Source organism: Kitasatospora sp. NPDC096140 (assembly GCF_040303045.1).
GTDB lineage: Bacteria > Actinomycetota > Actinomycetes > Streptomycetales > Streptomycetaceae > Kitasatospora.
Genome location: NZ_JBEOUW010000026.1, coordinates 87,489 through 109,716, shown reverse-complemented (window position 1 = coordinate 109,716; position 22,228 = coordinate 87,489). Strand labels below are relative to the sequence as shown.

General features: G+C 70.8%; 18 protein-coding genes. 15 read left to right on the top strand and 3 right to left on the bottom strand.

Going from position 1 to position 22,228, the window contains the following annotated elements:
- Positions 1-28: 28 nt before the first annotated feature.
- From metH to ABT048_RS25745, 3 genes are all read left to right on the top strand, one after another.
- A complete protein-coding gene (gene metH, locus ABT048_RS25755) occupies positions 29-3,541 on the top strand; it encodes a methionine synthase (protein ID WP_350523857.1) in 3,513 nt (1,170 codons plus the stop codon).
- A gap of 140 nt (positions 3,542-3,681) precedes the next feature.
- Entirely contained in the window at positions 3,682-4,386 is a 705-nt protein-coding gene (locus ABT048_RS25750) for an HAD family hydrolase (RefSeq protein WP_350523856.1), read from the top strand.
- 257 nt (positions 4,387-4,643) lie between these two features.
- Positions 4,644-6,242 (top strand): ABC transporter substrate-binding protein, encoded by a 1,599-nt coding sequence (locus ABT048_RS25745; RefSeq protein ID WP_350523855.1) that lies wholly within the window; start codon positions 4,644-4,646, stop codon positions 6,240-6,242.
- Positions 6,243-6,339: 97 nt separating this feature from the next.
- Here the strand turns inward: ABT048_RS25745 and ABT048_RS25740 are convergent, their stop codons facing one another.
- Positions 6,340-7,011, bottom strand: a complete 672-nt coding sequence (locus ABT048_RS25740) for a response regulator (protein ID WP_350523854.1) — start codon at positions 7,009-7,011, stop codon at positions 6,340-6,342.
- Complete coding sequence (locus ABT048_RS25735; protein WP_350523853.1) at positions 7,011-7,919, bottom strand: RecB family exonuclease; 909 nt, start codon at positions 7,917-7,919, stop codon at positions 7,011-7,013. Before ABT048_RS25735 ends, ABT048_RS25740 begins: the two co-directional genes overlap by 1 nt.
- Positions 7,920-8,081: 162 nt before the next feature.
- Here ABT048_RS25735 and ABT048_RS25730 point away from each other — a divergent pair, with 162 nt between their 5' ends.
- From ABT048_RS25730 to ABT048_RS25720, 3 genes are all read left to right on the top strand, one after another.
- Entirely contained in the window at positions 8,082-9,299 is a 1,218-nt protein-coding gene (locus ABT048_RS25730) for a site-2 protease family protein (protein WP_396553440.1), read from the top strand.
- 57 nt (positions 9,300-9,356) lie between these two features.
- On the top strand, positions 9,357-10,316 hold the full coding sequence (locus tag ABT048_RS25725) for a tRNA (adenine-N1)-methyltransferase (protein ID WP_350523851.1): 960 nt from the start codon (positions 9,357-9,359) through the stop codon (positions 10,314-10,316).
- Positions 10,317-10,476: 160 nt separating this feature from the next.
- Entirely contained in the window at positions 10,477-11,088 is a 612-nt protein-coding gene (locus ABT048_RS25720) for a hypothetical protein (RefSeq protein WP_350523850.1), read from the top strand.
- 13 nt (positions 11,089-11,101) lie between these two features.
- Here the strand turns inward: ABT048_RS25720 and ABT048_RS25715 are convergent, their stop codons facing one another.
- Positions 11,102-11,407, bottom strand: a complete 306-nt coding sequence (locus ABT048_RS25715) for a ferredoxin (RefSeq protein WP_350523849.1) — start codon at positions 11,405-11,407, stop codon at positions 11,102-11,104.
- A gap of 285 nt (positions 11,408-11,692) precedes the next feature.
- On the opposite strand from ABT048_RS25715, the gene arc reads away from it, so the two are divergent.
- The 9 genes from arc to ABT048_RS25670 all read left to right on the top strand — a co-directional run bounded on the left by arc (position 11,693) and on the right by ABT048_RS25670 (position 22,076).
- A complete protein-coding gene (arc, locus tag ABT048_RS25710; protein WP_350523848.1) occupies positions 11,693-13,459 on the top strand; it encodes a proteasome ATPase in 1,767 nt (588 codons plus the stop codon).
- A 232-nt stretch (positions 13,460-13,691) separates the two neighbouring features.
- The gene (dop, locus tag ABT048_RS25705; protein ID WP_350523847.1) at positions 13,692-15,203 is read left to right on the top strand and encodes a depupylase/deamidase Dop; all 1,512 of its coding nucleotides are present in this window, start codon (positions 13,692-13,694) and stop codon (positions 15,201-15,203) included.
- Between the two features lie 184 nt (positions 15,204-15,387).
- Positions 15,388-15,606: a ubiquitin-like protein Pup gene (locus ABT048_RS25700; RefSeq protein ID WP_031069167.1), complete on the top strand. Its 219-nt coding sequence runs from the start codon at positions 15,388-15,390 to the stop codon at positions 15,604-15,606.
- Between the two features lie 161 nt (positions 15,607-15,767).
- A complete protein-coding gene (prcB, locus tag ABT048_RS25695) occupies positions 15,768-16,610 on the top strand; it encodes a proteasome subunit beta (protein ID WP_350523846.1) in 843 nt (280 codons plus the stop codon).
- A 31-nt stretch (positions 16,611-16,641) separates the two neighbouring features.
- Complete coding sequence (prcA, locus tag ABT048_RS25690) at positions 16,642-17,397, top strand: proteasome subunit alpha (RefSeq protein WP_350523845.1); 756 nt, start codon at positions 16,642-16,644, stop codon at positions 17,395-17,397.
- A gap of 120 nt (positions 17,398-17,517) precedes the next feature.
- Positions 17,518-18,879 carry a Pup--protein ligase gene (gene pafA / locus ABT048_RS25685; protein ID WP_350523844.1) on the top strand — a complete coding sequence of 454 codons (1,362 nt, stop codon included), beginning with the start codon at positions 17,518-17,520 and terminating at the stop codon, positions 18,877-18,879.
- A 136-nt stretch (positions 18,880-19,015) separates the two neighbouring features.
- Entirely contained in the window at positions 19,016-20,002 is a 987-nt protein-coding gene (locus ABT048_RS25680; protein WP_350523843.1) for an FKBP-type peptidyl-prolyl cis-trans isomerase, read from the top strand.
- A 203-nt stretch (positions 20,003-20,205) separates the two neighbouring features.
- Positions 20,206-21,519: an FKBP-type peptidyl-prolyl cis-trans isomerase gene (locus tag ABT048_RS25675; RefSeq protein ID WP_350523842.1), complete on the top strand. Its 1,314-nt coding sequence runs from the start codon at positions 20,206-20,208 to the stop codon at positions 21,517-21,519.
- A 173-nt stretch (positions 21,520-21,692) separates the two neighbouring features.
- Entirely contained in the window at positions 21,693-22,076 is a 384-nt protein-coding gene (locus tag ABT048_RS25670; protein WP_350523841.1) for an FKBP-type peptidyl-prolyl cis-trans isomerase, read from the top strand.
- The last annotated feature ends 152 nt before the right edge of the window (positions 22,077-22,228 follow it).

The following is a 22,228-nucleotide window of genomic DNA, read 5'->3' as shown; positions in this document are numbered from 1 at the left end:
CGACAGCCGTCGCACAGGGAGAAGCCCCATGGCCACTGCAGCCGATCCGTCCATCACTCAGCAGAGCCGCGCGAACGCGCTGCGTGAAGCGCTCGCCACCCGGGTGGTGGTCGCCGATGGTGCGATGGGCACCATGCTCCAGGCGCAGGACCCGACGCTGGAGGACTTCCAGAACCTCGAAGGCTGCAACGAGGTCCTCAACATCACCCGGCCCGACATCGTCCGCTCCGTCCACGAGGCCTACTTCGGCGTGGGCGTGGACTGCGTGGAGACGAACACCTTCGGCGCCAACTTCTCCGCGCTCGGCGAGTACGACATCCCCGAGCGGATCTTCGAGCTGTCCGAGGCCGGTGCCCGGATCGCCCGCGAGAGCGCCGACGCGCACAGCGCCGCCGACGGCCGCGTCCGCTGGGTGCTCGGCTCGATCGGCCCCGGCACCAAGCTGCCGACCCTCGGCCACGCCCCGTACGGGACGCTGCGCGACGGCTTCCAGCAGAACGCGGCCGGGCTGATCGCCGGCGGCGCCGACGCGCTGCTGGTCGAGACCAGCCAGGACCTGCTGCAGACCAAGGCCGCCATCCTGGGCTCCAAGCGCGCCCTGGCCGAGGCCGGGCTGGACCTGCCGGTGCTGGTGCAGGTGACGGTGGAGACCACCGGCACCATGCTGCTCGGCTCCGAGATCGGCGCCGCGCTCACCGCGCTGGAGCCGCTCGGCGTGGACTACATCGGCCTCAACTGCGCCACCGGCCCGGCCGAGATGAGCGAGCACCTGCGCTACCTGGCCAAGAACGCCCGGATCGGCCTGTCCTGCATGCCGAACGCGGGCCTGCCGGTGCTCGGCAAGGACGGCGCCCACTACCCGCTCTCCCCGGCCGAACTGGCCGACGCGCACGACGTGTTCACCCGCGAGTACGGCCTCTCGCTGGTCGGCGGCTGCTGCGGCACCACGCCCGAGCACCTGCGCGCCGTGGTCGAGCGCGTCCAGGGCCGCGAGATCGCCGTGCGCGAGCCGCAGCCCGACCCGTCGGCCGCCTCGCTGTACCAGGCGGTGCCGTTCCGCCAGGACACCTCGTACCTCGCGATCGGCGAGCGCACCAACGCCAACGGCTCGAAGAAGTTCCGCGAGTCGATGCTGGCCGGCGACTGGCAGGCCTGCGTGGAGATCGCCCGCGACCAGATCCGCGACGGCTCCCACCTGCTGGACCTCTGCGTGGACTACGTCGGCCGCGACGGCGTCGCCGACATGAAGGAGATCGCGGGCCGCCTGGCCACCGCCTCCACCCTGCCGATCGTGCTGGACTCCACCGAGCCGGACGTGCTGCGGGCCGGCCTGGAGGCCCTGGGCGGCCGCGCGGTGCTCAACTCGGTGAACTACGAGGACGGCAACGCCCCCGACTCCCGCTTCGGCCGGATCGCCTCGCTGGCCCGCGAGCACGGCGCCGGCCTGATCGCGCTGACCATCGACGAGGAGGGCCAGGCCCGCACCGCCGACCTCAAGGTGGAGATCGCCGAGCGGCTGATCACCGAACTCACCACCGACTACGGCATCGACGAGGGCTCGATCCTGGTCGACTGCCTCACCTTCACCCTGGCCACCGGCCAGGAGGAGTCCCGCCGGGACGGCATCGAGACCATCGAGGCGATCCGCGAGCTCAAGCGCCGCCACCCGAAGGTGCAGACCACGCTCGGCCTGTCGAACATCTCCTTCGGCCTGAACCCGGCCGCCCGCGTGGTGCTCAACTCGGTCTTCCTGCACGAGTGCGTGGAGGCCGGCCTGGACTCGGCGATCGTGCACGCCTCCAAGATCCTGCCGATCTCCCGGATCCCCGAGGACCAGCGCGAGGCCGCCCTCGACCTCGTCTACGACCGCCGCCGGGACGGCTACGACCCGCTGAAGCGCCTGCTGGAGCTGTTCGAGGGCGTCTCCGCGGCCTCGGTCAAGGCCTCCAAGGCCGAGGAGCTGGCCGCGCTCCCGCTGGACGAGCGGCTGCAGCGCCGGATCATCGACGGCGAGCGCAACGGCCTGGAGGCCGACCTGGACGAGGCGCTGGCCGGACGTCCGGCGCTGGAGATCATCAACGACACCCTGCTGGCCGGTATGAAGGTGGTCGGCGAGCTCTTCGGCTCCGGCCAGATGCAGCTGCCGTTCGTGCTCCAGTCCGCCGAGGTGATGAAGACCGCGGTGGCCCACCTGGAGCCGCACATGGAGAAGTCCGACAGCGAGGGCAAGGGCACCATCGTGCTGGCCACCGTGAAGGGCGACGTCCACGACATCGGCAAGAACCTGGTCGACATCATCCTGTCCAACAACGGCTACAACGTCGTCAACCTGGGCATCAAGCAGCCGGTCTCGGCGATCCTGGACGCCGCGCAGGAGCACAAGGCGGACGTGATCGGCATGTCCGGCCTGCTGGTGAAGTCCACCGTGATCATGAAGGAGAACCTGGAGGAGCTCAACCAGCGCAAGCTGGCATCCAGTTACCCGGTGATCCTCGGCGGCGCCGCGCTCACCCGCGCCTACGTCGAGCAGGACCTGCACGAGATCTACGAGGGCGAGGTCCGCTACGCCCGGGACGCCTTCGAGGGCCTGCGGCTGATGGACGCGCTGATCGCGGTCAAGCGCGGCGTGCCGGGCGCGGCCCTGCCGGAGCTCAAGCAGCGCCGGCACGCCCGGGTCGAGGTGGAGGAGCCGGAGCCGGAGGTCAACCTCGGCCAGATCCGCTCCGACGTCGCCGTCGACAACACCGTGCCCACCCCGCCGTTCTGGGGCGACCGGATCGTCAAGGGCATCCCGTTCGCCGACTACGCCTCCTGGCTGGACGAGGACGCGCTGTTCAAGGGCCAGTGGGGCCTGAAGGCCGCGCGCAACGGCGACGGCCCGTCCTACGAGGAGCTGGTGGAGACCGAGGGCCGGCCGCGGCTGCGGGCCTGGCTGGACCGGCTGCAGACCGAGGGCTGGCTGGAGGCGGCCGTGGTCTACGGGTACTACCCGGCGAACTCCAAGGGCGACGACCTGATCGTCTTCCACGAGGACGGCACCGAGCGCACCCGCTTCACCTTCCCGCGCCAGCGCCGCGGCCGCCGGCTCTGCCTGGCCGACTTCTTCCGCCCGGAGGAGTCCGGGGCGCGGGACGTGGTCGGCCTGCAGGTGGTCACCATGGGCAACCGGATCTCGGAGGCGGCCAACGAGCTGTTCGCCGGGAACTCCTACCGCGACTACCTGGAGCTGCACGGCCTCTCGGTGCAGCTGGCCGAGGCGCTGGCCGAGTTCTGGCACGCCCGGGTCCGCTACGAGCTGGGCTTCTCGGGCGAGGACCCGCAGGACGTCAAGGACATGTTCGCGCTCAAGTACCGGGGCGCCCGGTTCTCGCTGGGCTACGGGGCCTGCCCCGAGCTGGAGGACCGCGCCAAGATCGCCGACCTGCTGAAGCCCGAGCGGATCGGCGTGGTGCTCTCCGAGGAGTTCCAGCTGCACCCGGAGCAGTCCACCGACGCGATCGTGATCCACCACCCGGAGGCGAAGTACTTCAACGCCCGGTAATCCGTACGTTCCGCTCCGTTCGCGCTTTCCGGACGAAGCGGGCGTATCCTTGATGATCCTGAACGGGCCGGTCCGCTCACCAGCGGGCCGGCCTGTGCCATCCCCGGGCGCGTTCCGGGGCCTGCCGGAAGGATCCCGCCATGACCACCAGCCCCACCGCCACCCGTGTCCTCGACCACGGGGACGACCGCGGCCTGCAGGCGGTGCTGCTGGACATGGACGGCACGCTGGTGGACACCGAGGACTTCTGGTGGCAGGCCGAGGTCTCGCTCTTCGCCGAGCTGGGCCACGAGCTGGACGAGGCGGACCGCGCCCACGTGGTCGGCGGACCGATGACCCGGGTGATGGACTACCTGGTCGCCCGGACCGGGGTGGACATCGCCCCGGCCGACCTGGGCGTGCTGGTCAACCAGCGCTTCGTGGACCTGCTGGGCGGCGGAGTGCCGCTCATGCCGGGCGCCGAGCGCCTGCTCAACACCCTTGCCGCGCACGGGATCCCGGCCGCGATGGTGTCCGCCTCGCACCGGCACGTGATCGACATCGTGCTGCGCTCGCTGGGTGCCCACCACTTCGCCTTCACCATCGGCGGGGACGAGGTGCCGCGCACCAAGCCGTTCCCGGACCCGTACCTGGAGGCGGCCCGCCGGCTGGGCGCGGAGCCGGCCCGCTGCGTGGTGGTCGAGGACACCCCGACCGGGGTGAGCGCGGGCGAGGCGGCCGGCTGCCCGGTGATCGCGGTGCCCTCGGTGGCGGCGATCGAGCCGGCGCCCGGCCGGCTGGTGCTGCCCTCGCTGGAACAGGTCGACCTCGACCTGCTGCGCTCGCTGGTCGCCTCGCGGGTCTGAGCGGTGCGGCCCGAGGGCGGCCACCTCGGGTGTGATTGTCATCTCATTGCGACCTGGCCCTACCGGCCGGTACGTGGCTCGACACCGCTCCGACCCGGGGGGATCGGGGGAGAAATCGGGCATTGACTGACATCTCGTCGGGCGCGCGGTGATGCCCTGAACGGCCGTGTCCCAAACGTCATCTGCGCGGGTATCGGTCGTGCGTGTTCGATATGGCACGCTACTCGGGTTTCGTGCCACCGATAAGGACGCGCCCCGTGAAGACTTCAGCTGAACGCCTCGCAGTACTCGGCTGTGCCGGTCTCGTCGCCGTGACGGTGGCCGGCTGCGGATCGGTGACCGACGCCGTGAAGGGGGACAGCGGCAAGTCGATCACCATGGGCACCGCCCAGCTGACCGGCACGCTGGACCCGGCGACCTCCTACGACTCCGGCTCGTGGCTGGTCCTGCGCAACACCTTCCAGTCGCTGCTCACCTTCCCGGCCGCCGCCAGCTCGCCGACCCCGGACGCCGCGCAGTCGTGCGAGTTCACCGGCGGCGAGGCCACCGAGTACCACTGCACCCTGCGGCCCGGGCTGAAGTTCTCGAACGGCCACCCGCTGACCGCCGCGGACGTGGTCTTCTCGATCGAGCGCACCCGGAAGATCAACGACCAGAACGGCCCGGTCTCCCTGCTCTCCTCGATCAAGTCCGTCGAGGCCAAGGGCGACAACGAGGTGCTGTTCCACCTCTCCGCGCCCGACGCCACCCTGCCGGCCAAGCTGGCCACCCCGGCCGGAGCCATCGTGGACCACCAGGTCTACCCGGCCGACAAGGCGCTGGCCAACGACAAGCAGGTCGGCTCCGGCCCGTACCGCATCGACTCCGTCGACGCCGACGGCAAGCAGGTCGGCAAGGTCGTGCTGTCCGCCAACGACAAGTACGGCGGCGACGCCAAGCTGCGGAACAGCAAGTTCACCGTCCGGTACTTCGACAAGGCGGAGGACCTGAAGGCCGCGCTGGACAAGGGCGACGTCGACCTCACTGACAACAGCCTGGAGCCGAACACCGCGGCCCAGATCCGCTCCGACCAGCAGGGCGGCAAGACCGACCTGCAGGTGACCGAGGGCGACAGCAACGACACCCGCTCGCTGGTCTTCAACACCAAGGACGCGGTCGGCGGCAACGTCGCGATCCGCCAGGCCGCCGCGCAGCTGGTGGACCGCAAGGCGCTCGCCCGCGACGTCTTCGCCCGGACCGTCCAGCCGCTGTACGCGATGGTCCCGGCCGGTGTCACCGGCCACAACACCGCGTTCTTCGACCGCTACGGCGACCAGGACGCGACCAAGGCCAAGAAGATCCTCACCGACGCCAAGGTCCAGACCCCGGTCAAGCTGACCATCACCTGGTCCCGCTCGCGGGCCGGCAGCAACGAGGCCGACACGCTGAAGAAGCAGCTGGAGGCCGGCGGCCTCTTCCAGGTCACCGTCCAGCAGGAGCCGGACTGGGAGGCCTTCAAGAAGGGCTGGGCCGACGGCAAGTACCAGGCCTACGTCATCGGTTGGTTCGCCGACTACCCGGACCCGGACAACTACATCTCCCCGCTGCTGGTCAACGGCGGTGCCTACCACCACGGTTGGGACGACCCGCGGATCAGCGGCAGGCTGGTGCCGGACGGCCTCAAGCAGGCCGACCGCAGCGCTGCCGCCGCCGGCTACGGGCAGATCCAGCAGATCGAGGCCGAGAGCGTGCCGCTGATCCCGCTGTACCAGAACAAGTCCTTCTACGCGGCCCGTTCGTACGTCACCGGCGTCGAGTCCACCGTCGACACCACCGGCTTCTTCCGCTTCTGGGAGATCAGCCGCACCGCCAAGTAGCGCCTGCAGGACGGCGGCCCGTCCGCTCCTCCGTCACCGGGGGAGCGGACGGGCCGCCGTCACGTCCGCGCGCGCCCGTACGGGCGCCGGGGGCCCGCTACAGGGTGCCCGGGCGCACCAGCCCGCTCTCGTAGGCGTACACCGCCGCCTGCACCCGGTCGCGCAGCTGCAGCTTGGTCAGCACGTGGCCGACGTGGGTCTTCACCGTGGTCTCGCTGACGAACAGCTCGGCCGCGATCTCGGCGTTCGACAGCCCGCGCGCCACCAGCTTCAGCACCTCCAGCTCCCGCTCGGTCAGCGCACTGAGCGCCTGCGGCGGCGCCTCGTCGCCCGAGGGCAGCTTGGTGGCGTACATGTCCAGCAGCCGCCGGGTGATGCTCGGCGCCAGCATCGCCGCGCCGTCCGCGACCACCCGGATCGCCTGCACCAGCTCCTCGGCCGGGACGTCCTTCAGCAGGAAGCCGCTGGCGCCCGCGCGCAGCGCCTCCACCACGTACTCGTCCAGGTCGAAGGTGGTCAGCACCAGCACCTTGGCCGGGCCGTCCCGCCCCGGGCCGGCGATCCGGCGGGTCGCCTCGACGCCGTCCATCCGCGGCATCCGGATGTCCATCAGCACCACGTCGGGCTGCAGCGCCCGCACCTGGTCCAGCGCCTGCTGACCGTCGCCGGCCTCACCGACCACCACCAGGTCGGACTCGGCCTCCAGGATCATCCGGAAACCGGTGCGCAGCAGCGGCTGGTCGTCGACCAGCAGCACTCGGATCGTCACTAGGACTCCTTGATCATCGGATCCCCCGTGGGATCGTCTTCATCAGACGTACGGGCCAGCGGCAGGGGGTACGGCGGCGGAGTACCGCCGAACTCCGGGCAGCTGGCCTGGTGGTCGCACCAGTCGCAGAGGCGGTTGCGGGTGGCCGGGAAGTCCCCGGTGGCCACGGCCAGGGCGATCCGCTCCCACAGCGCCTTCAGCTTGCGCTCCACCGCGAGCAGATCGGCCTCGTCCGGGTCGTAGCTGACCACGTCCCCGCCGCCGCCGAGGTAGACCAGCTGGAGGCGCTTGGGGATCACGCCCTTCCACCGCCACACCACCAGCGCGTAGAACTTCATCTGGAACATCGCCTTGCCCTCGAAGTCCCGCGAGGGCGCCCGGCCGGTCTTGTAGTCCACCAGCCGGACCTCGCCGGTCGGGGCGACGTCCACCCGGTCGATGTAGCCGCGCAGCAGCAGCCCCGAGTCCAGGGCCGTCTCCACGTACAGCTCCCGCTCCACCGGGTGCAGCCGGGTCGGGTCCTCCAGCCGGAACCACTGGCCGACCAGCTTCTCGGCGTCCGCCAGCCAGCGGGTGAGCGCCGCACCGTCCGGGTCGTCCGGGAACAACGACCCCAGCTCCGGCCGTTCACCGAGCAGCCGCTCCCACTGCGGGCGCAGCAGGCCCAGCGCCCGTTCCGGCGTGCGCTCGGCCGCCGGACTGTCGAACAGCCGCTCCAGCACCGCGTGCACCAGCGTGCCCCTGGTGGCCGCGGCGCTCGGCGGCTCGGGCAGCCGGTCGATCACCCGCAGCCGGTACAGCAGGGGACAGGTGAGGAAGTCCCCCGCCCGGGACGGGGACAGGCCGGTCGGCGGCGCCGCCCGGCGCTCCGCGGCCCCGGCGGCGCTGGTGGTGTCGGTCTGCTGCATGGCTACGACCCTATTGCCCTTCGCTGTCATCCCGCTGCCACCGGGCTGCCACCAGGGGGCCCGGAACGGGTATGAAGGCACCAGGAGGGGCGCGCGGCACCGGAGTGCCACGATCACGTAGCGTGGGCGCACCGGGGCACGACGGGGGCGACGACCGAAGGGATCACGGTGAGCGACAACAGGGGGCAACAGACCTCCGACCAGCCACCGCAGGACGACCGAGGGCGCCCGGCCGGGCAGCCGCCGGAGCGCCGCGGCGGCCTCCTGATGGGCCGGCCCTTCGGCGTGCCGGTCTACGTCACCCCCTCCTGGTTCGTCATCGCCGCGCTGATCACCTGGGTCTTCGGCGGACAGCTGAACGACGTGCTGCCCGACCTCGGCGGCACCCGCTACCTGGTCGCGTTCTCCTTCGCCGTCGCCTTCTACGCCTCCGTCCTGGTGCACGAACTCGCCCACACCGTGGTCGCGCTGCGCTACCGGCTCGGTGTGCGGCGGATCCAGCTGCAGTTCTTCGGCGGCGTCTCCGAGATCGAGAACGAGGCCACCACGCCCTGGCGCGAGTTCTGGCTGGCCTTTGTCGGCCCGCTGCTGTCGCTGGTGCTCGGCGGCCTGTTCTACCTCGGGGTGCGGGCCGTCGAGCTGTCCACCGTGCCCGGCGTGCTGCTCACCGGCCTGATGGTCTCCAACTTCGTGGTCGCCGCCTTCAACCTGCTGCCCGGGCTGCCGCTGGACGGCGGACGGATGCTGCGCGCCGTCGTCTGGGCGGTCACCGGCAGGCCGATGACCGGCACGGTGGCCGCCGCCTGGGTCGGCCGGGCGCTGGCGATCGTCGTGCTGTTCGGCCTGCCCCTGGTCAGCGCCGCCCGCGGGGTCGAGCGCACCACCACCGACACCCTGGTCGACGCGGTGCTGGCCGCCGTCCTCGCCGCGATCATCTGGAACGGCGCCACCGGCAGCGTGCGCAACGCCCGGCTCAAGGAGGCGCTGCCCGGCCTGCGGCTGCGCGACCTCGCCCGCCGGGCCGTCGAGGTCACCGCCGACACCCCGCTCGGCGAGGCGATGCGCCGCGCCCGCGAGGCCCAGGCCGGCGCGGTGGTCGTGGTGGACGGCCGGGGCGAGCCGATCGCCATCGTGCGCGAGTCGGCCGTCCGGGCCGTGCCCGAGCACCGCCGCCCCTGGGTGGCCGTCGGCCCGCTCTCCCGCGACCTCGAACCCGGGCTGCGGCTGGACGCCGACCTGCGCGGCGAGGACCTGCTGAGGGCCGTCCAGGCCACCCCGGCGGGCGAGTACCTGGTGGTCGAGCCGGACGGCCGGGTGTACGGCGTCGCCGCGCTCAGCGACATCGAGCAGCGCCTGACCGCGGCCGTCGCCGGCCGGTGACGGCCGCGACCGGGCCCTGGTGAGGCGGGGCGGCCCGCTTCCCTTAGGATTGTCCGCATGTCCGAACCGACCGGTGCCGCCCGCCGACGCGGGCCCTTCCAGGTCGGGGACCAGGTCCAGCTGACCGACCCCAAGGGTCGCCACTACACGTTCACGCTCCAGGCCGGGAACCAGTTCCACACCCACAAGGGTGCGTTCCCGCACGACGAGCTGATCGGCGCTCCCGAGGGCACGGTCGTGCGTACCACGGGGAACGTCCCGTACCTCGCGCTGCGCCCCCTGCTCCCCGACTACGTCCTGTCCATGCCGCGCGGCGCCGCCGTGATCTACCCCAAGGACGCGGGTCAGATCCTGGCGATGGCCGACATCTTCGCGGGTGCCCGCGTGGTCGAGGCCGGCGTCGGCTCGGGCGCGCTCAGCATGTACCTGCTGCGCGCCGTCGGCGAACAAGGCATGCTGGCCTCCTACGAGCGCCGGCAGGACTTCGCCGACATCGCCCAGGGCAACGTCGAGCGCTACTTCGGCGGGCCGCACCCGGCGTGGAAGCTCACCGTCGGCGACCTCCAGGACAACCTGGTCGAGTCCGACGTCGACCGCGTGATCCTCGACATGCTCGCCCCCTGGGAGTGCCTGGACGTCGCCTCCAAGGCGCTCGTCCCCGGCGGCCTCATCTGCTGCTACGTGGCCACCACCACGCAGATGTCCAAGACCGTCGAGGCGCTGCGCGAGCACGGCACCTTCACCGAGCCGCAGGCCTGGGAGACCATGGTCCGCACCTGGCACCTGGAGGGCCTGGCCGTCCGCCCGGACCACCGGATGATCGGCCACACCGGCTTCCTGCTCACCGCCCGCCGCCTGGCGGACGGCGTCGAGCCGCCGCTGCGCCGCCGCCGTCCGGCCAAGGGCGCGTACGGCGAGGACTACGACAACGGTTCGGCCGAGCCGACCCTGCAGGAGCGCGCCGCCGCCCGCAAGGCCGCCCGCACGACCGACGGCGACCAGCCCGACCTGGGCTGAGCCCGCACACCACGGAGGGGTGGCACGAGCGATCTCGTGCCACCCCTCCCGTCGTGCCGGCGCGCGCCCGGCTCCCCGCCCGCAGGTCCCCGGGCACCGTGTGGGACGATGCTCGCGCACGCAGACAGACCAGCTCCTGGAGCTCTGGAGGGGACGCCTGGTGGAGACCGCGGTCGGGACGACGGCGACGGCCGGACAGCAGACACCGCAGGGCCGCACCCGGCCCGGGCACGTGCGCACCGCCCCCTGGCACTGGGCCCTGGCCCTGGCCGGCTGCGGCGCGGTGGTGGGCGCCGCCCTCGCCGCGTCCCCGGCGACCGGCACCCCGGTGCCCGTCCACGGCACCCCCGAGGCCCTCGCCGCGAGCGCCGCCCCCGACCCGGCCAAGGCCCAACTCCCGATCGACTGCGGCCCGTTCCCGGTCGCGACGGTGCTCAGCGTGCCCGCCCGGCTGGCCGACGGCCGCCCCGGCACCGTGGTCGCCGCGCACTGCGCCGCCGAGAACGGCACCCCGCCGGACGCCGTCTTCCTGCTCGGCTACGGCCCCGGCGACCGCCCCGCGGTGCTGGCCACCCTGCTCACCGAGCGCGAGAACCTGACCGTGAGCCGGCTCGCGGTGCGCTCCGACGGCGCCATCACCGGCCACGCGCAGGGGTATTCGAGCGAGGACGTACCGCGCTTCCGGCCCGACATCTCACTGGACCTCACCTGGACGCCGAAGGGCGGCGGCTGGGAACGCTCCCAGACCACCGCCCCGGTCGGCCAGGCCTGACGGGCCCGCGCGGCTACTCCGCGTCCGGCCCGTACACCTCGACCCGGTCCGCGGCCCGGCGCACGTGGATGCACTCGCCGGGGCAGTCCTTCACCGAGTCCACCACGTCCTGAAGGAGCGTCAGCGGCACCGGGACGGTCTCCCCGGGCTGCTGGCGCAGCTCGTCGTCCGGCCCCTTCACGTAGGCGAGGCCGTCGATGTCGAGCTCGAAGACCTCCGGTGCGTACTGGACGCAGATCCCGTCGCCGGTGCACAGGTCCTGGTCGATCCACACCTCCAGCTCTCCGGTCGCCGCGGCCGTCTGCTCGGTCACCGACATGGTCCCCTGCCGTTTCTGTCCCGGGTCGCCCATTTCTGGGTGCAATCCCGCCATTCGTACAACGATCGGACCTCGGGTAGTGGTCGCGATCGGATATCACTTCGCTCGACGATACATCTGGCCCGCTTTGGGTGGTGCGCGGTGGGTATCCCCCTTAGCAGAGGGGAAGCACGCTGGGGCGAAGATCGGACACGCCCGTTCCATCTTTCTTGATCTAGGGGTTTACGGACCCCTGGTCCCAGGTAGGGTCTGGAAGCGTCCAGCTCCCCGGAGGAGGTGAGGACCGTGGCAGCCCACGATGACGACTACAACCGCAGCACCGGCAGGCCCGCTCGTGGTTCCGACGAGGCCGCTCAGGTCTCGTACCTTGAGCAGGAAATCGCCGTGCTGCGCCGCAAGCTCGCCGACTCGCCGCGCAATTCGAGAATCCTCGAAGAGCGGATCGTCGAGCTCCAGACCAACCTGGCCGGCGTGACCGCCCAGAACGAACGGCTCGCCTCCACCCTGCGAGAGGCCCGCGACCAGATCGTGGCCCTCAAGGAGGAAGTGGACCGGCTGGCACAGCCCCCGGCCGGTTTCGGCACCTTCCTCGAAGCCAACGAGGACGGCACCGCGGACATCTTCACCGGTGGGCGGAAGCTCCGCGTGAACGTCAGCCCCAACGTCGCCCTCGACGAGCTGCGGCGCGGCCAGGAAGTGATGCTCAACGAGGCCCTCAACATCGTGGACGCGATGGCCTTCGAGCGCATCGGCGAGATCGTCACCCTCAAGGAGGTCCTGGAGGACGGCGAACGCGCCCTGGTTCTCGGCCACACCGACGAGGAGCGGGTGGTGCGCCTCGCCGAACCGCTGCGCGAGCTCACCATCCGGGCGGGAGACGCCCTGCTGCTGGAACCGCGTTCCGGCTACGTGTACGAGGTCGTGCCGAAGGCCGAGGTCGAGGAGCTGGTCCTCGAAGAGGTCCCGGACATCGACTACCGCCAGATCGGCGGCCTGAGCAACCAGATCGAGCTGATCCGCGACGCGGTCGAGCTGCCGTACCTGCACGCCGACCTCTTCAAGGAGTACGAGCTGCGCCCGCCCAAGGGCGTGCTGCTGTACGGCCCGCCCGGCTGCGGCAAGACGCTGATCGCCAAGGCCGTCGCCAACTCGCTGGCCAAGAAGGTCGCCGAGGTCACCGGCCGCCCGCAGGGGAAGAGCTACTTCCTCAACATCAAGGGCCCCGAGCTGCTCAACAAGTACGTGGGCGAGACCGAGCGGCAGATCCGCCTGGTCTTCCAGCGGGCCCGGGAGAAGGCGGGCGAGGGCACCCCGGTCATCGTCTTCTTCGACGAGATGGAGTCGCTCTTCCGCACCCGCGGCTCCGGCGTCAGCTCGGACGTGGAGAACACCATCGTCCCCCAGCTGCTCGCCGAGATCGACGGCGTGGAGGGCCTGGAGAACGTCATCGTCATCGGCGCCTCGAACCGCGAGGACATGATCGACCCGGCGATCCTGCGGCCCGGCCGCCTGGACGTCAAGATCAAGATCGAGCGCCCGGACGCCGAGGCCGCGAAGGACATCTTCTCCAAGTACCTCAAGGACTCGCTGCCGTTCCACCCGGACGACCTCAAGGAGCACGACGGCTCCGTCGAGGCTACGGTGGCCGCGATGATCCAGTCGGTGGTGGAGCGGATGTACTCCGAGACCGAGGAGAACCGCTTCCTGGAGGTCACCTACGCCAACGGTGACAAGGAGGTCCTGTACTTCAAGGACTTCAACTCCGGTGCGATGATCCAGAACATCGTCGACCGCGCGAAGAAGATGGCCATCAAGGACTTCCTCGACCACGGTCAGCGGGGCCTGCGCGTCTCCCACCTGCTCGCCGCCTGCGTGGACGAGTTCAAGGAGAACGAGGACCTCCCGAACACCACCAACCCGGACGACTGGGCCCGCATCTCCGGCAAGAAGGGCGAGCGGATCGTCTTCATCCGCACGCTGGTCACCGGCAAGCAGGGCGCCGAGTCCGGCCGCTCCATCGACACTGTCGCCAACACGGGGCAGTACCTGTAGGGAAGCACGCGGTTACCCGGGCCCGAAGCGGTCCCCGGAGCTGTACGCACACCGTCCGGCTGTGGCGCCTCGCGGCCCCGCAGCCGGACGGCGCGTCTCGGGGCCCGCCGGTCGGCGCCGGGTTCTAGGCTCGACCCACCGTCCGCGGGCAGATGGCCGGCGCCGGTGTTGTTCAGCGGTACGTCAGCGTGTTCCGCCCGCCGGGGGCGGCGCACCGGGCAAGGAGGGCCGCATGACCGTACGGCGCGTGATGGGCATCGAGACCGAGTACGGGATCTCCGTGCCCGGGCACCCCAACGCCAACGCCATGCTCACCTCGTCCCAGATCGTCAACGCCTACGCGGCGGCGATGCACCGGGCACGGCGGGCCCGCTGGGACTTCGAGGAGGAGAATCCGCTGCGCGACGCGCGGGGCTTCGACCTGGCGCGCGAGGTGGCGGACGCCAGCCAGCTGACCGACGAGGACATCGGCCTCGCCAACGTCATCCTCACCAACGGGGCCCGGTTCTACGTGGACCACGCGCACCCCGAGTACAGCTCGCCCGAGGTGACCAACCCGCGCGACGCCGTGCTGTGGGACAAGGCCGGCGAACGGATCATGGCGGCCGCCGCACAACGCGCGCTGGAGCTGCCCAACGGGCAGAACATCCACCTGTACAAGAACAACACCGACAACAAGGGCGCCTCCTACGGCACCCACGAGAACTACCTGATGAAGCGGGCGACGCCGTTCGCCGACATCGTGCGCCACCTCACCCCGTTCTTCGTCTCCCGCCAGGTGGTCACCGGCGCCGGCCGGGTCGGCATCGGCCAGGACGGCTCGGCGCACGGCTTCCAGATCAGCCAGCGCGCGGACTACTTCGAGGTCGAGGTCGGCCTGGAGACCACGCTCAAGCGGCCGATCATCAACACCCGGGACGAACCGCACGCCGACGCCGAGAAGTACCGCCGGCTGCACGTGATCATCGGGGACGCCAACCTCTCCGAGATCTCCACCTACCTCAAGCTGGGCACCACCTCGCTGGTCCTGTCGATGATCGAGGACTCCTTCATCGCCTCCGACCTCGCGGTCGACCAGCCGGTGCGCACCCTGCACCGGGTCTCCCACGACCCGACGCTCAAGCACCTGATCACCCTGCGCAACGGGCGCAAACTCACCGCCGTCCAGCTCCAGCTGGAGTACTTCGAGCTGGCCCGCAAGTACGTCGAGGACCGCTTCGGGACGGACGCGGACGAGCAGACGGTGGACGTGCTGGCCCGCTGGGAGGACGTCCTGGGCCGGCTGGAACGCGACCCGATGTCGCTGTCCAGGCAGCTGGACTGGATCGCCAAGCGGGAGATCCTGGAGGGCTACCGCAGCCGGGACGCCCTGGAGTGGTCGAACCCGCGGCTACAGCTGGTCGACCTCCAGTACAGCGACGTGCGGGCCGAGAAGGGCCTCTACAACCGCCTGGTGGCCCGCGGGCGCTTCGAGCGGCTGCTGACCGAGGACGAGGTCGAGCGGGCCGTCTCCAAGCCCCCGGAGGACACCAGGGCCTACTTCCGCGGGCGCTGCCTGGAGCAGTACGCGGACCACGTCGCCGCGGCCTCCTGGGACTCGGTGATCTTCGACCTGCCGGGCCGGGACTCGCTGCAGCGCGTGCCCACGCTGGAGCCGCTGCGGGGCACCCGCAACCACGTCAAGGAGCTGCTGGACCGCTGCCGCACGGCGGAGGACCTGCTCCGGGTGCTGTCCGGCGGGTAACTTTTCGATCACCACGGGTGAACGTCCGCCGAATGGGAATCATCCGGGGTGGCAGCGGGTGTTGGACAGGAAGCGCCACCGGCAAACCGGGAGCGGCAGTCGCACCTTGTGTATAGGGTCGGTGCCAACCGGCAACGACCCAACCGACCAAACCGTGCCAGACGAATCGAGCGGGGTGAGGGAAATGGCGAGCAAGGACACCGGCGGCGGCCAGCAGCGGGCAAACCGCTCCTCCGAGGAGGTCGAGGAGCAGGCCGCGGAAACGCAGAATTCCGACGACCTCAAGGAACGCCAGGAAAAGCTGAGCGACGACGTCGACGCGGTGCTGGACGAAATCGACGAGGTCCTGGAGTCGAACGCGGAGGATTTCGTGAGGGGCTTCGTCCAAAAGGGCGGGCAATAGTCCGTCCCCGGTATTCGGGAATTCACGGTCGCGACCGTCGAGGGCGGTCGGGCGGCGTTCGCCGCCCGGCCGCCCGGCACCTCCCCTCCTCGCTCCGCCGGTGATCGTCGGGCGGGTAGGGTGCGGGCAGCGCGCGCTTCAAGCTACCTGGAAGGAATCGTGTGGAAGCCAACACTCGTGGCACCGGGCGTCTACCGGCTGCCTTCCTGACCCCGGGATCGTCCTCGTTCCTCGACTTCCTGGCGGAGCACCAGCCGGAGCTGATCCCCGGTCGCCGCGGGCTCCCCGAGGGCGCCGTCGTCGAGGCCCCGCACGGGACGACGATCGTGGCCGCGGTCTTCGACGGCGGCGTGGTGATCGCCGGTGACCGCCGGGCGACGATGGGCAACGTGATCGCCCAGCGCGACATCGAGAAGGTGTTCCCGGCCGACGAGTACAGCGCGGTCGGCATCGCCGGCACCGCCGGCCTCGCGGTCGAGATGGTCCGGCTGTTCCAGCTGGAGCTGGAGCACTACGAGAAGATCGAGGGCACCACGCTCTCCCTGGAGGGCAAGGCGAACCGCCTCACCACCATGATCCGGGGCAACCTGGGCATGGCGATGCAGGGGCTGGCGGTCGTGCCGATCTTCGCCGGCTACGACCTGGACCGCGGCCGCGGCCGGATCTTCAACTACGACGTCACCGGCGGGCGTTCCGAGGAGCGCGGCTTCGCCGCCACCGGTTCGGGGTCGGTCTTCGCCCGCGGCTCGATGAAGAAGCTGTACCGCGAGGACCTGACGGCCGACCAGGCCGTCACCCTGGTCGTCCAGGCGCTCTACGACGCGGCGGACGACGACTCCGCCACCGGCGGCCCGGACCTCGCCCGCAAGATCTTCCCGATCGTCTCGCTGATCACCGAGGACGGCTTCCGCCGGCTCACCGAGGCGGAGGTCACGGAGGTCGCCGTCGCCATCACCGACGAGCGCCTGACCCGCCCCAACGGTCCGCAGGCCCCGCTGATCTAGCCATCACCTCACAGGAAAGGGACGACCGCCGGTGTCGACACCGTTCTACGTCTCGCCCCAGCAGGCCATGGCGGACCGCGCGGAGTACGCCCGCAAGGGCATCGCGCGCGGCCGCAGCGTGGTCGTGCTCACCTACGCCGACGGCATCGTCTTCGTCGCGGAGAACACCTCCAGAGCGCTGCACAAGGTCTCCGAGATCTACGACAAGATCGCCTTCGCGGCGGTCGGGCGCTACAACGAGTTCGAGAACCTGCGCATCGGCGGCGTCCGCTACGCCGACCTGCGCGGCTACTCCTACGACCGGGCCGACGTCACCGCCCGCGGCCTGGCCAACGTGTACGCCCAGACCCTGGGCACCATCTTCTCCTCGGTCGGGGACAAGCCGTACGAGGTCGAGCTGATCGTGGCCGAGGTCGGCCGCACCAGCGACAACGACCAGATCTACCGGCTCACGCCGGACGGCTCGGTCGTCGACGAGAAGAACTACGTGGTGGTCGGCGGCAACGCCGACTCGATCGGCAACTACCTGGGCCAGCGCCACCGCGTCGGCCTGAGCCTCACCGAGGCGGTGAAGGTCGCGGTCGACTCGCTCGCCCGCGACCCCAACGGCGGAAGCCCGCGCAGCCTCACCCCGGAGCAGCTGGAGGTCGCGGTCCTCGACCGCCAGCGGTTCCAGCAGCGCAAGTTCAAGCGGATCCTGGGCAACCAGCTCGGCCGGCTGCTCGACGGGGACCAGTCCGCCGAGGCGGACGACGAGGACAACCCGGCGGACACCGCGCCGGAGTAGCAGTGCCTGCGGAGTCCCGTACGGCGGCCGGACCGCCGACGTGCGGGACTCCGGTGCCCCTGCGGCGGCCCAGTCGTCGTGGAGGCGGTTTCGGACAGCTCCGACCAGAATGGAGTGCTCATGGACCGCCGGATTTTCGGGCTGGAGAACGAGTACGGCGTGACCTGCACGTTCCGCGGGCAGCGACGGCTGTCGCCGGACGAGGTCGCGCGGTACCTGTTCCGCCGGGTCGTCTCCTGGGGCCGCAGCAGCAACGTCTTCCTGCGCAACGGCGCCCGGCTCTACCTCGACGTCGGATCCCACCCCGAGTACGCCACGCCCGAGTGCGACGACGTGGTCGAGCTGGTGACGCACGACAAGGCGGGCGAGCGCATCCTCGAAGGCCTCCTGGTGGACGCCGAGCGGCGGCTGCACGAGGAGGGCATCGCGGGGGACGTCTACCTCTTCAAGAACAACACCGACTCCGCCGGGAACTCCTACGGCTGCCACGAGAACTACCTGGTGGCCCGGCACGGCGAGTTCTCCCGGCTGGCCGACGTGCTGATCCCCTTCCTGGTGACCCGGCAGCTGATCTGCGGCGCGGGCAAGGTGCTGCAGACCCCGCGCGGCGCGGTGTACTGCGTCAGCCAGCGGGCCGAGCACATCTGGGAGGGCGTCAGCTCCGCCACCACCCGCTCGCGGCCGATCATCAACACCAGGGACGAGCCGCACGCGGACGCCGAGCGCTACCGCCGGCTGCACGTGATCGTCGGCGACTCCAACATGTCGGAGACGACGACGCTGCTCAAGGTCGGCGCCACCGACCTGGTGCTGCGGCTGATCGAGGCCGGCGTGGTGATGCGCGACCTCACCTTGGAGAACCCGATCCGGGCGATCCGCGAGGTGAGCCACGACCTCACCGGCACCCACCAGGTGCGGCTCGCCAACGGCCGCGAGGCCAGCGCGCTCGACATCCAGGAGGAGTACTACAGCAAGGCCCTGGAGTTCGCCGACCGCAAGGGCATCAACACCGGCACGATCGCGCGGGTCCTCGACCTGTGGGGCCGCACCCTGGAGGCCGTCCGCTCCGAGCGGCTGGACGGGGTGGCCACCGAGATCGACTGGATCATGAAGTACAAGCTCATCGAGCGCTACCGCGAGAAGCACCAGATGAGCATGTCCAACCCGCGGGTGGCGCAGATCGACCTCGCGTACCACGACATCCACCGCCGCCGGGGCCTGTTCTACCTGCTCCAGGGCAAGGGCCAGGCGCAGCGGGTGACCACCGACCTCAAGACCTTCGAGGCCAAGTCGATCCCGCCGCAGACCACCCGGGCCCGGCTGCGCGGGGACTTCATCCGCCGGGCGCAGGAGCAGCGCCGGGACTTCACGGTGGACTGGGTGCACCTGAAGCTGAACGACCAGGCGCAGCGCACGGTGCTGTGCAAGGACCCGTTCCGTTCGGTGGACGAGCGGGTGGAGAAGCTCATCGCGGGCATGTAGTCCACGGTTCGTGAGCGAGGTGCCCTGATCACGGCACCGTCCGGCCCCGGTGGTGTCTACCGGGGCCGGACGCGTGCCGGGCATACGCTGTCCGTCGAGTCAGGAGAGCCGACTTCGACCGACAGTTAGGACCACCGTGCGCCGCACCGCCGGTTTGCTTCTCACCCTGCCGCTGCTGCTGGCCGTCGCCTGCAGCAGTTCCACCAAGGCGGCCGGACCGGCGACGCCGTCCGCGGCGAGCGCTGCCCCGACGGTGCCGGCGCCGGTCAGCGAGGCGCCGCCGATGCCCACTCTTTCGGGTGGCGGATTCGGCAGCAAGGCGACCATCACCATCCCCGAGGGCCAGCCCAGCGGTCAGTTCGTGGTGAACACGGTCACCGAGGGCGAGCGCCAGACCGTCAACAAGGGCGACTGGGTGACGGTCAACTACACCGCGAAGGACTGGACGACGGGGAAGGACCTGCCCAGCTCGTACGACCCGAACGGCAAGCCGCAGCTCTACCAGGCGGGCAGCGGGCAGCTGGTGCCGGCGCTGGACCAGAGCGTGATCGGCAAGAAGGTGGGCAGCCGGCTGCTGGTGGTGGCCCCGCCGGCGGCGGCCTTCGGCGAGCAGGGCTCCACCCAGCTGGGCGTCGAGAAGAACGACACCGTGGTGTTCGTGCTGGACATCATGGAGAGCCTGGCGCCGGACTCCACGCTGACCGGGACCATGACGCAGCCGCCCCCGACGCTGCCGCAGGTCAAGGACAACGGCAAGGCGCCGGTGACGATCACGATCCCGGCCGGGCAGCCCGCACCCACCGACCTGCAGCAGGCGGTGCTGATCAAGGGCGAGGGCAAGCAGGTCAAGAGCGGGCAGACCCTGGTGGTGCAGTACACCGGGGTGCTGTGGAGCAACGGCCAGCAGTTCGACTCCTCGTGGTCGCACGGCGGGGCGCAGGCGGTGCAGATCGGCACCGGCAGCGTGATCGAGGGGTGGGACAAGGGCCTGGTGGGGCAGAACGTCGGCAGCCGGGTGATGCTCGTGGTGCCGCCCGCGCTCGGCTACCAGGACAAGGCGCAGGGCGCCGTCCCCGCGAACTCCACGCTGGTCTTCGTGATCGACATTCTGGAAGCGGTCTAGGAAGTCACCCGGGGGATTCCGTACGCTTGGGCGGACGCTCGTACAACGAAGCGTCCGCCCTCATCCTGAGCTGTCATACTGCCCTCGCGCTGTGGCAGGTGCCGTCCGGCGCCGAGGTCCGGGGCGGGCGGTGCGACGGCAGGCCGGCGTTCAGCACGCCGGGCGCAGACCTGGAAGACCTGTGGCGAGATGGATGGGGAGTCATGACTGAGAAGACGCCGAGCCCGGGCGGGGCCGGCACCGCGGCGAACGACAGCTCTGCGGGTGACCCGGCCGCCTCCCGTCCCGGCGGCCCGCTTCCGGGGGACGGCGAGTCGATCGTCGTCCCGCCGTCGATCCTGAAGCAGCAGGCCGGCTGGGCGCAGCCCGGCGAGGCGCCGCGCGCCCCGGGCGGGACGACGACCGACGACACGCCGCAGATCTTCGCCTCCACCGTCCGCCGGGCCGACACCTCCGAGGCCGGGTACGACGAGAACCCGCCGAGCGTCGGCCGGCTCGGTGTGATCCTCGGCACGGTGCTGGCCGTGCTGCTGGCGGGCAGCGCCGTGACGCTGTACCTGGTCAACAAGGACGGTGGCGGCAAGGACGCGAGCGCCGCGAAGCCGGACGCCGCGACCGCGCCGCCCAAGCCGACCGCCGACCCGGTGCCGCCGATCAAGGACAGCGCCAAGGTGCTGCCGACCGTCACCGGCGACTTCGGCAAGAAGGCCGACATCCAGGTGCCGGGCGAGGCGTCGGACGGCTCCTTCGTGGTCAAGGTGCTCTCCGAGGGCACCGGCGCCAAGGTGGACAAGAACTCCTGGACCTCGGTGGACTACACCGCCAAGGACTGGAACACCGGCAAGGACATCCCGAGCTCGTACGACGCCAACGGCAAGCCGCAGATCTTCCAGGCCGGCACGGACTCGCTGATCCCGGCGCTGGACCAGGCCGTGATCGGGAAGAAGGCCGGCAGCCGGATCCTGGTGGTGGCCCCGCCGGCCGCCGCGTTCGGTTCCCAGGGCAAGGCCGACATGTCGATCGGGCCCAAGGACGACCTGATCTTCGTGATCGACGTCCGCAACGCCAACGCGCCGGACGCGGTGGTCAGCGGCACGGTCACCCCGCCGCCGGCGGACTTCCCGCAGGTCAAGGACAACGGCAAGAAGCCGGCCGAGATCACCCCGGTGGCCGGCGCCAAGGACCCGACCGAGCTGAAGTCCCACGTCCTGATCAAGGGCAACGGGCCGAAGGTGGAGAAGGGCGAGAAGGTCGTCGTCCAGTACACCGGCGCGCTGTTCAAGGACGGCAAGGTGTTCGACTCCTCGCTCAGCAAGGGCCAGGCGTTCACCTTCCCGGTCGGCGGCGGCCAGGTCATCCAGGGCTGGGACCAGGGCCTGGAGGGCCAGACCGTGGGCAGCCGGGTCGAGCTGGTGATCCCGGCGGCGCTGGGCTACGGCGACAAGGGCCAGGGCGACATCCCGCCCGGCGCGACGCTGGTCTTCGTGGTGGACATCCTGGACGCCGGTCAGGGCTGATCCACTTTCGGGTGACAATAGTGTCTGTGTGACCTTCGGGCCCGGCCGCGTGGCCGGACCCGTACGGGCGGCGGGCGCGCGTACCGTGGTCCGTCCCCGCTGTCGGGGCGGACCGGGTGCGGGCGCCCGCCGCTTGGTCGTGTACGGAACCGCCAAATGTGAGAAGAGGGACTGTGAGCGTCAACCTCAACGAGAAGCCCGAGATCGACTTCCCGATCGGCGACGCCCCGACGGAGCTGCAGATCCGCGACATCGTCGTCGGTGACGGCGCGGAGGCCAAGAAGGGCCAGAACGTCAGCGTCCGCTACGTCGGCGTGACCTTCGAGACGGGCGAGGAGTTCGACGCCAGCTGGAACCGGAGCCCGAACGAGTTCCGTTTCCCGCTGGGCGGCGGCCGCGTCATCAAGGGCTGGGACCAGGGCGTCGTCGGCATGAAGGTCGGCGGCCGCCGCGAGCTGACCATCCCGTCGCACCTGGCCTACGGTAACCAGTCGCCGACCCCGGCCATCCCGGCGGGCTCGACCCTGATCTTCGTGGTCGACCTGCTGGCCGTCTGAGCCTGCTCGCACCGTGGGCCGGACCCCTCCGGGGGCCCGGCCCACGGGCTTGTCCGGGTGCGGAGGACACCGCGCGGGAACCGGGTGCGGGAGGCCGCTTTTGCCGTGCGTACCGCTACCGGTACGGTCGGTCCCGCCGGGTGGTGATCGCC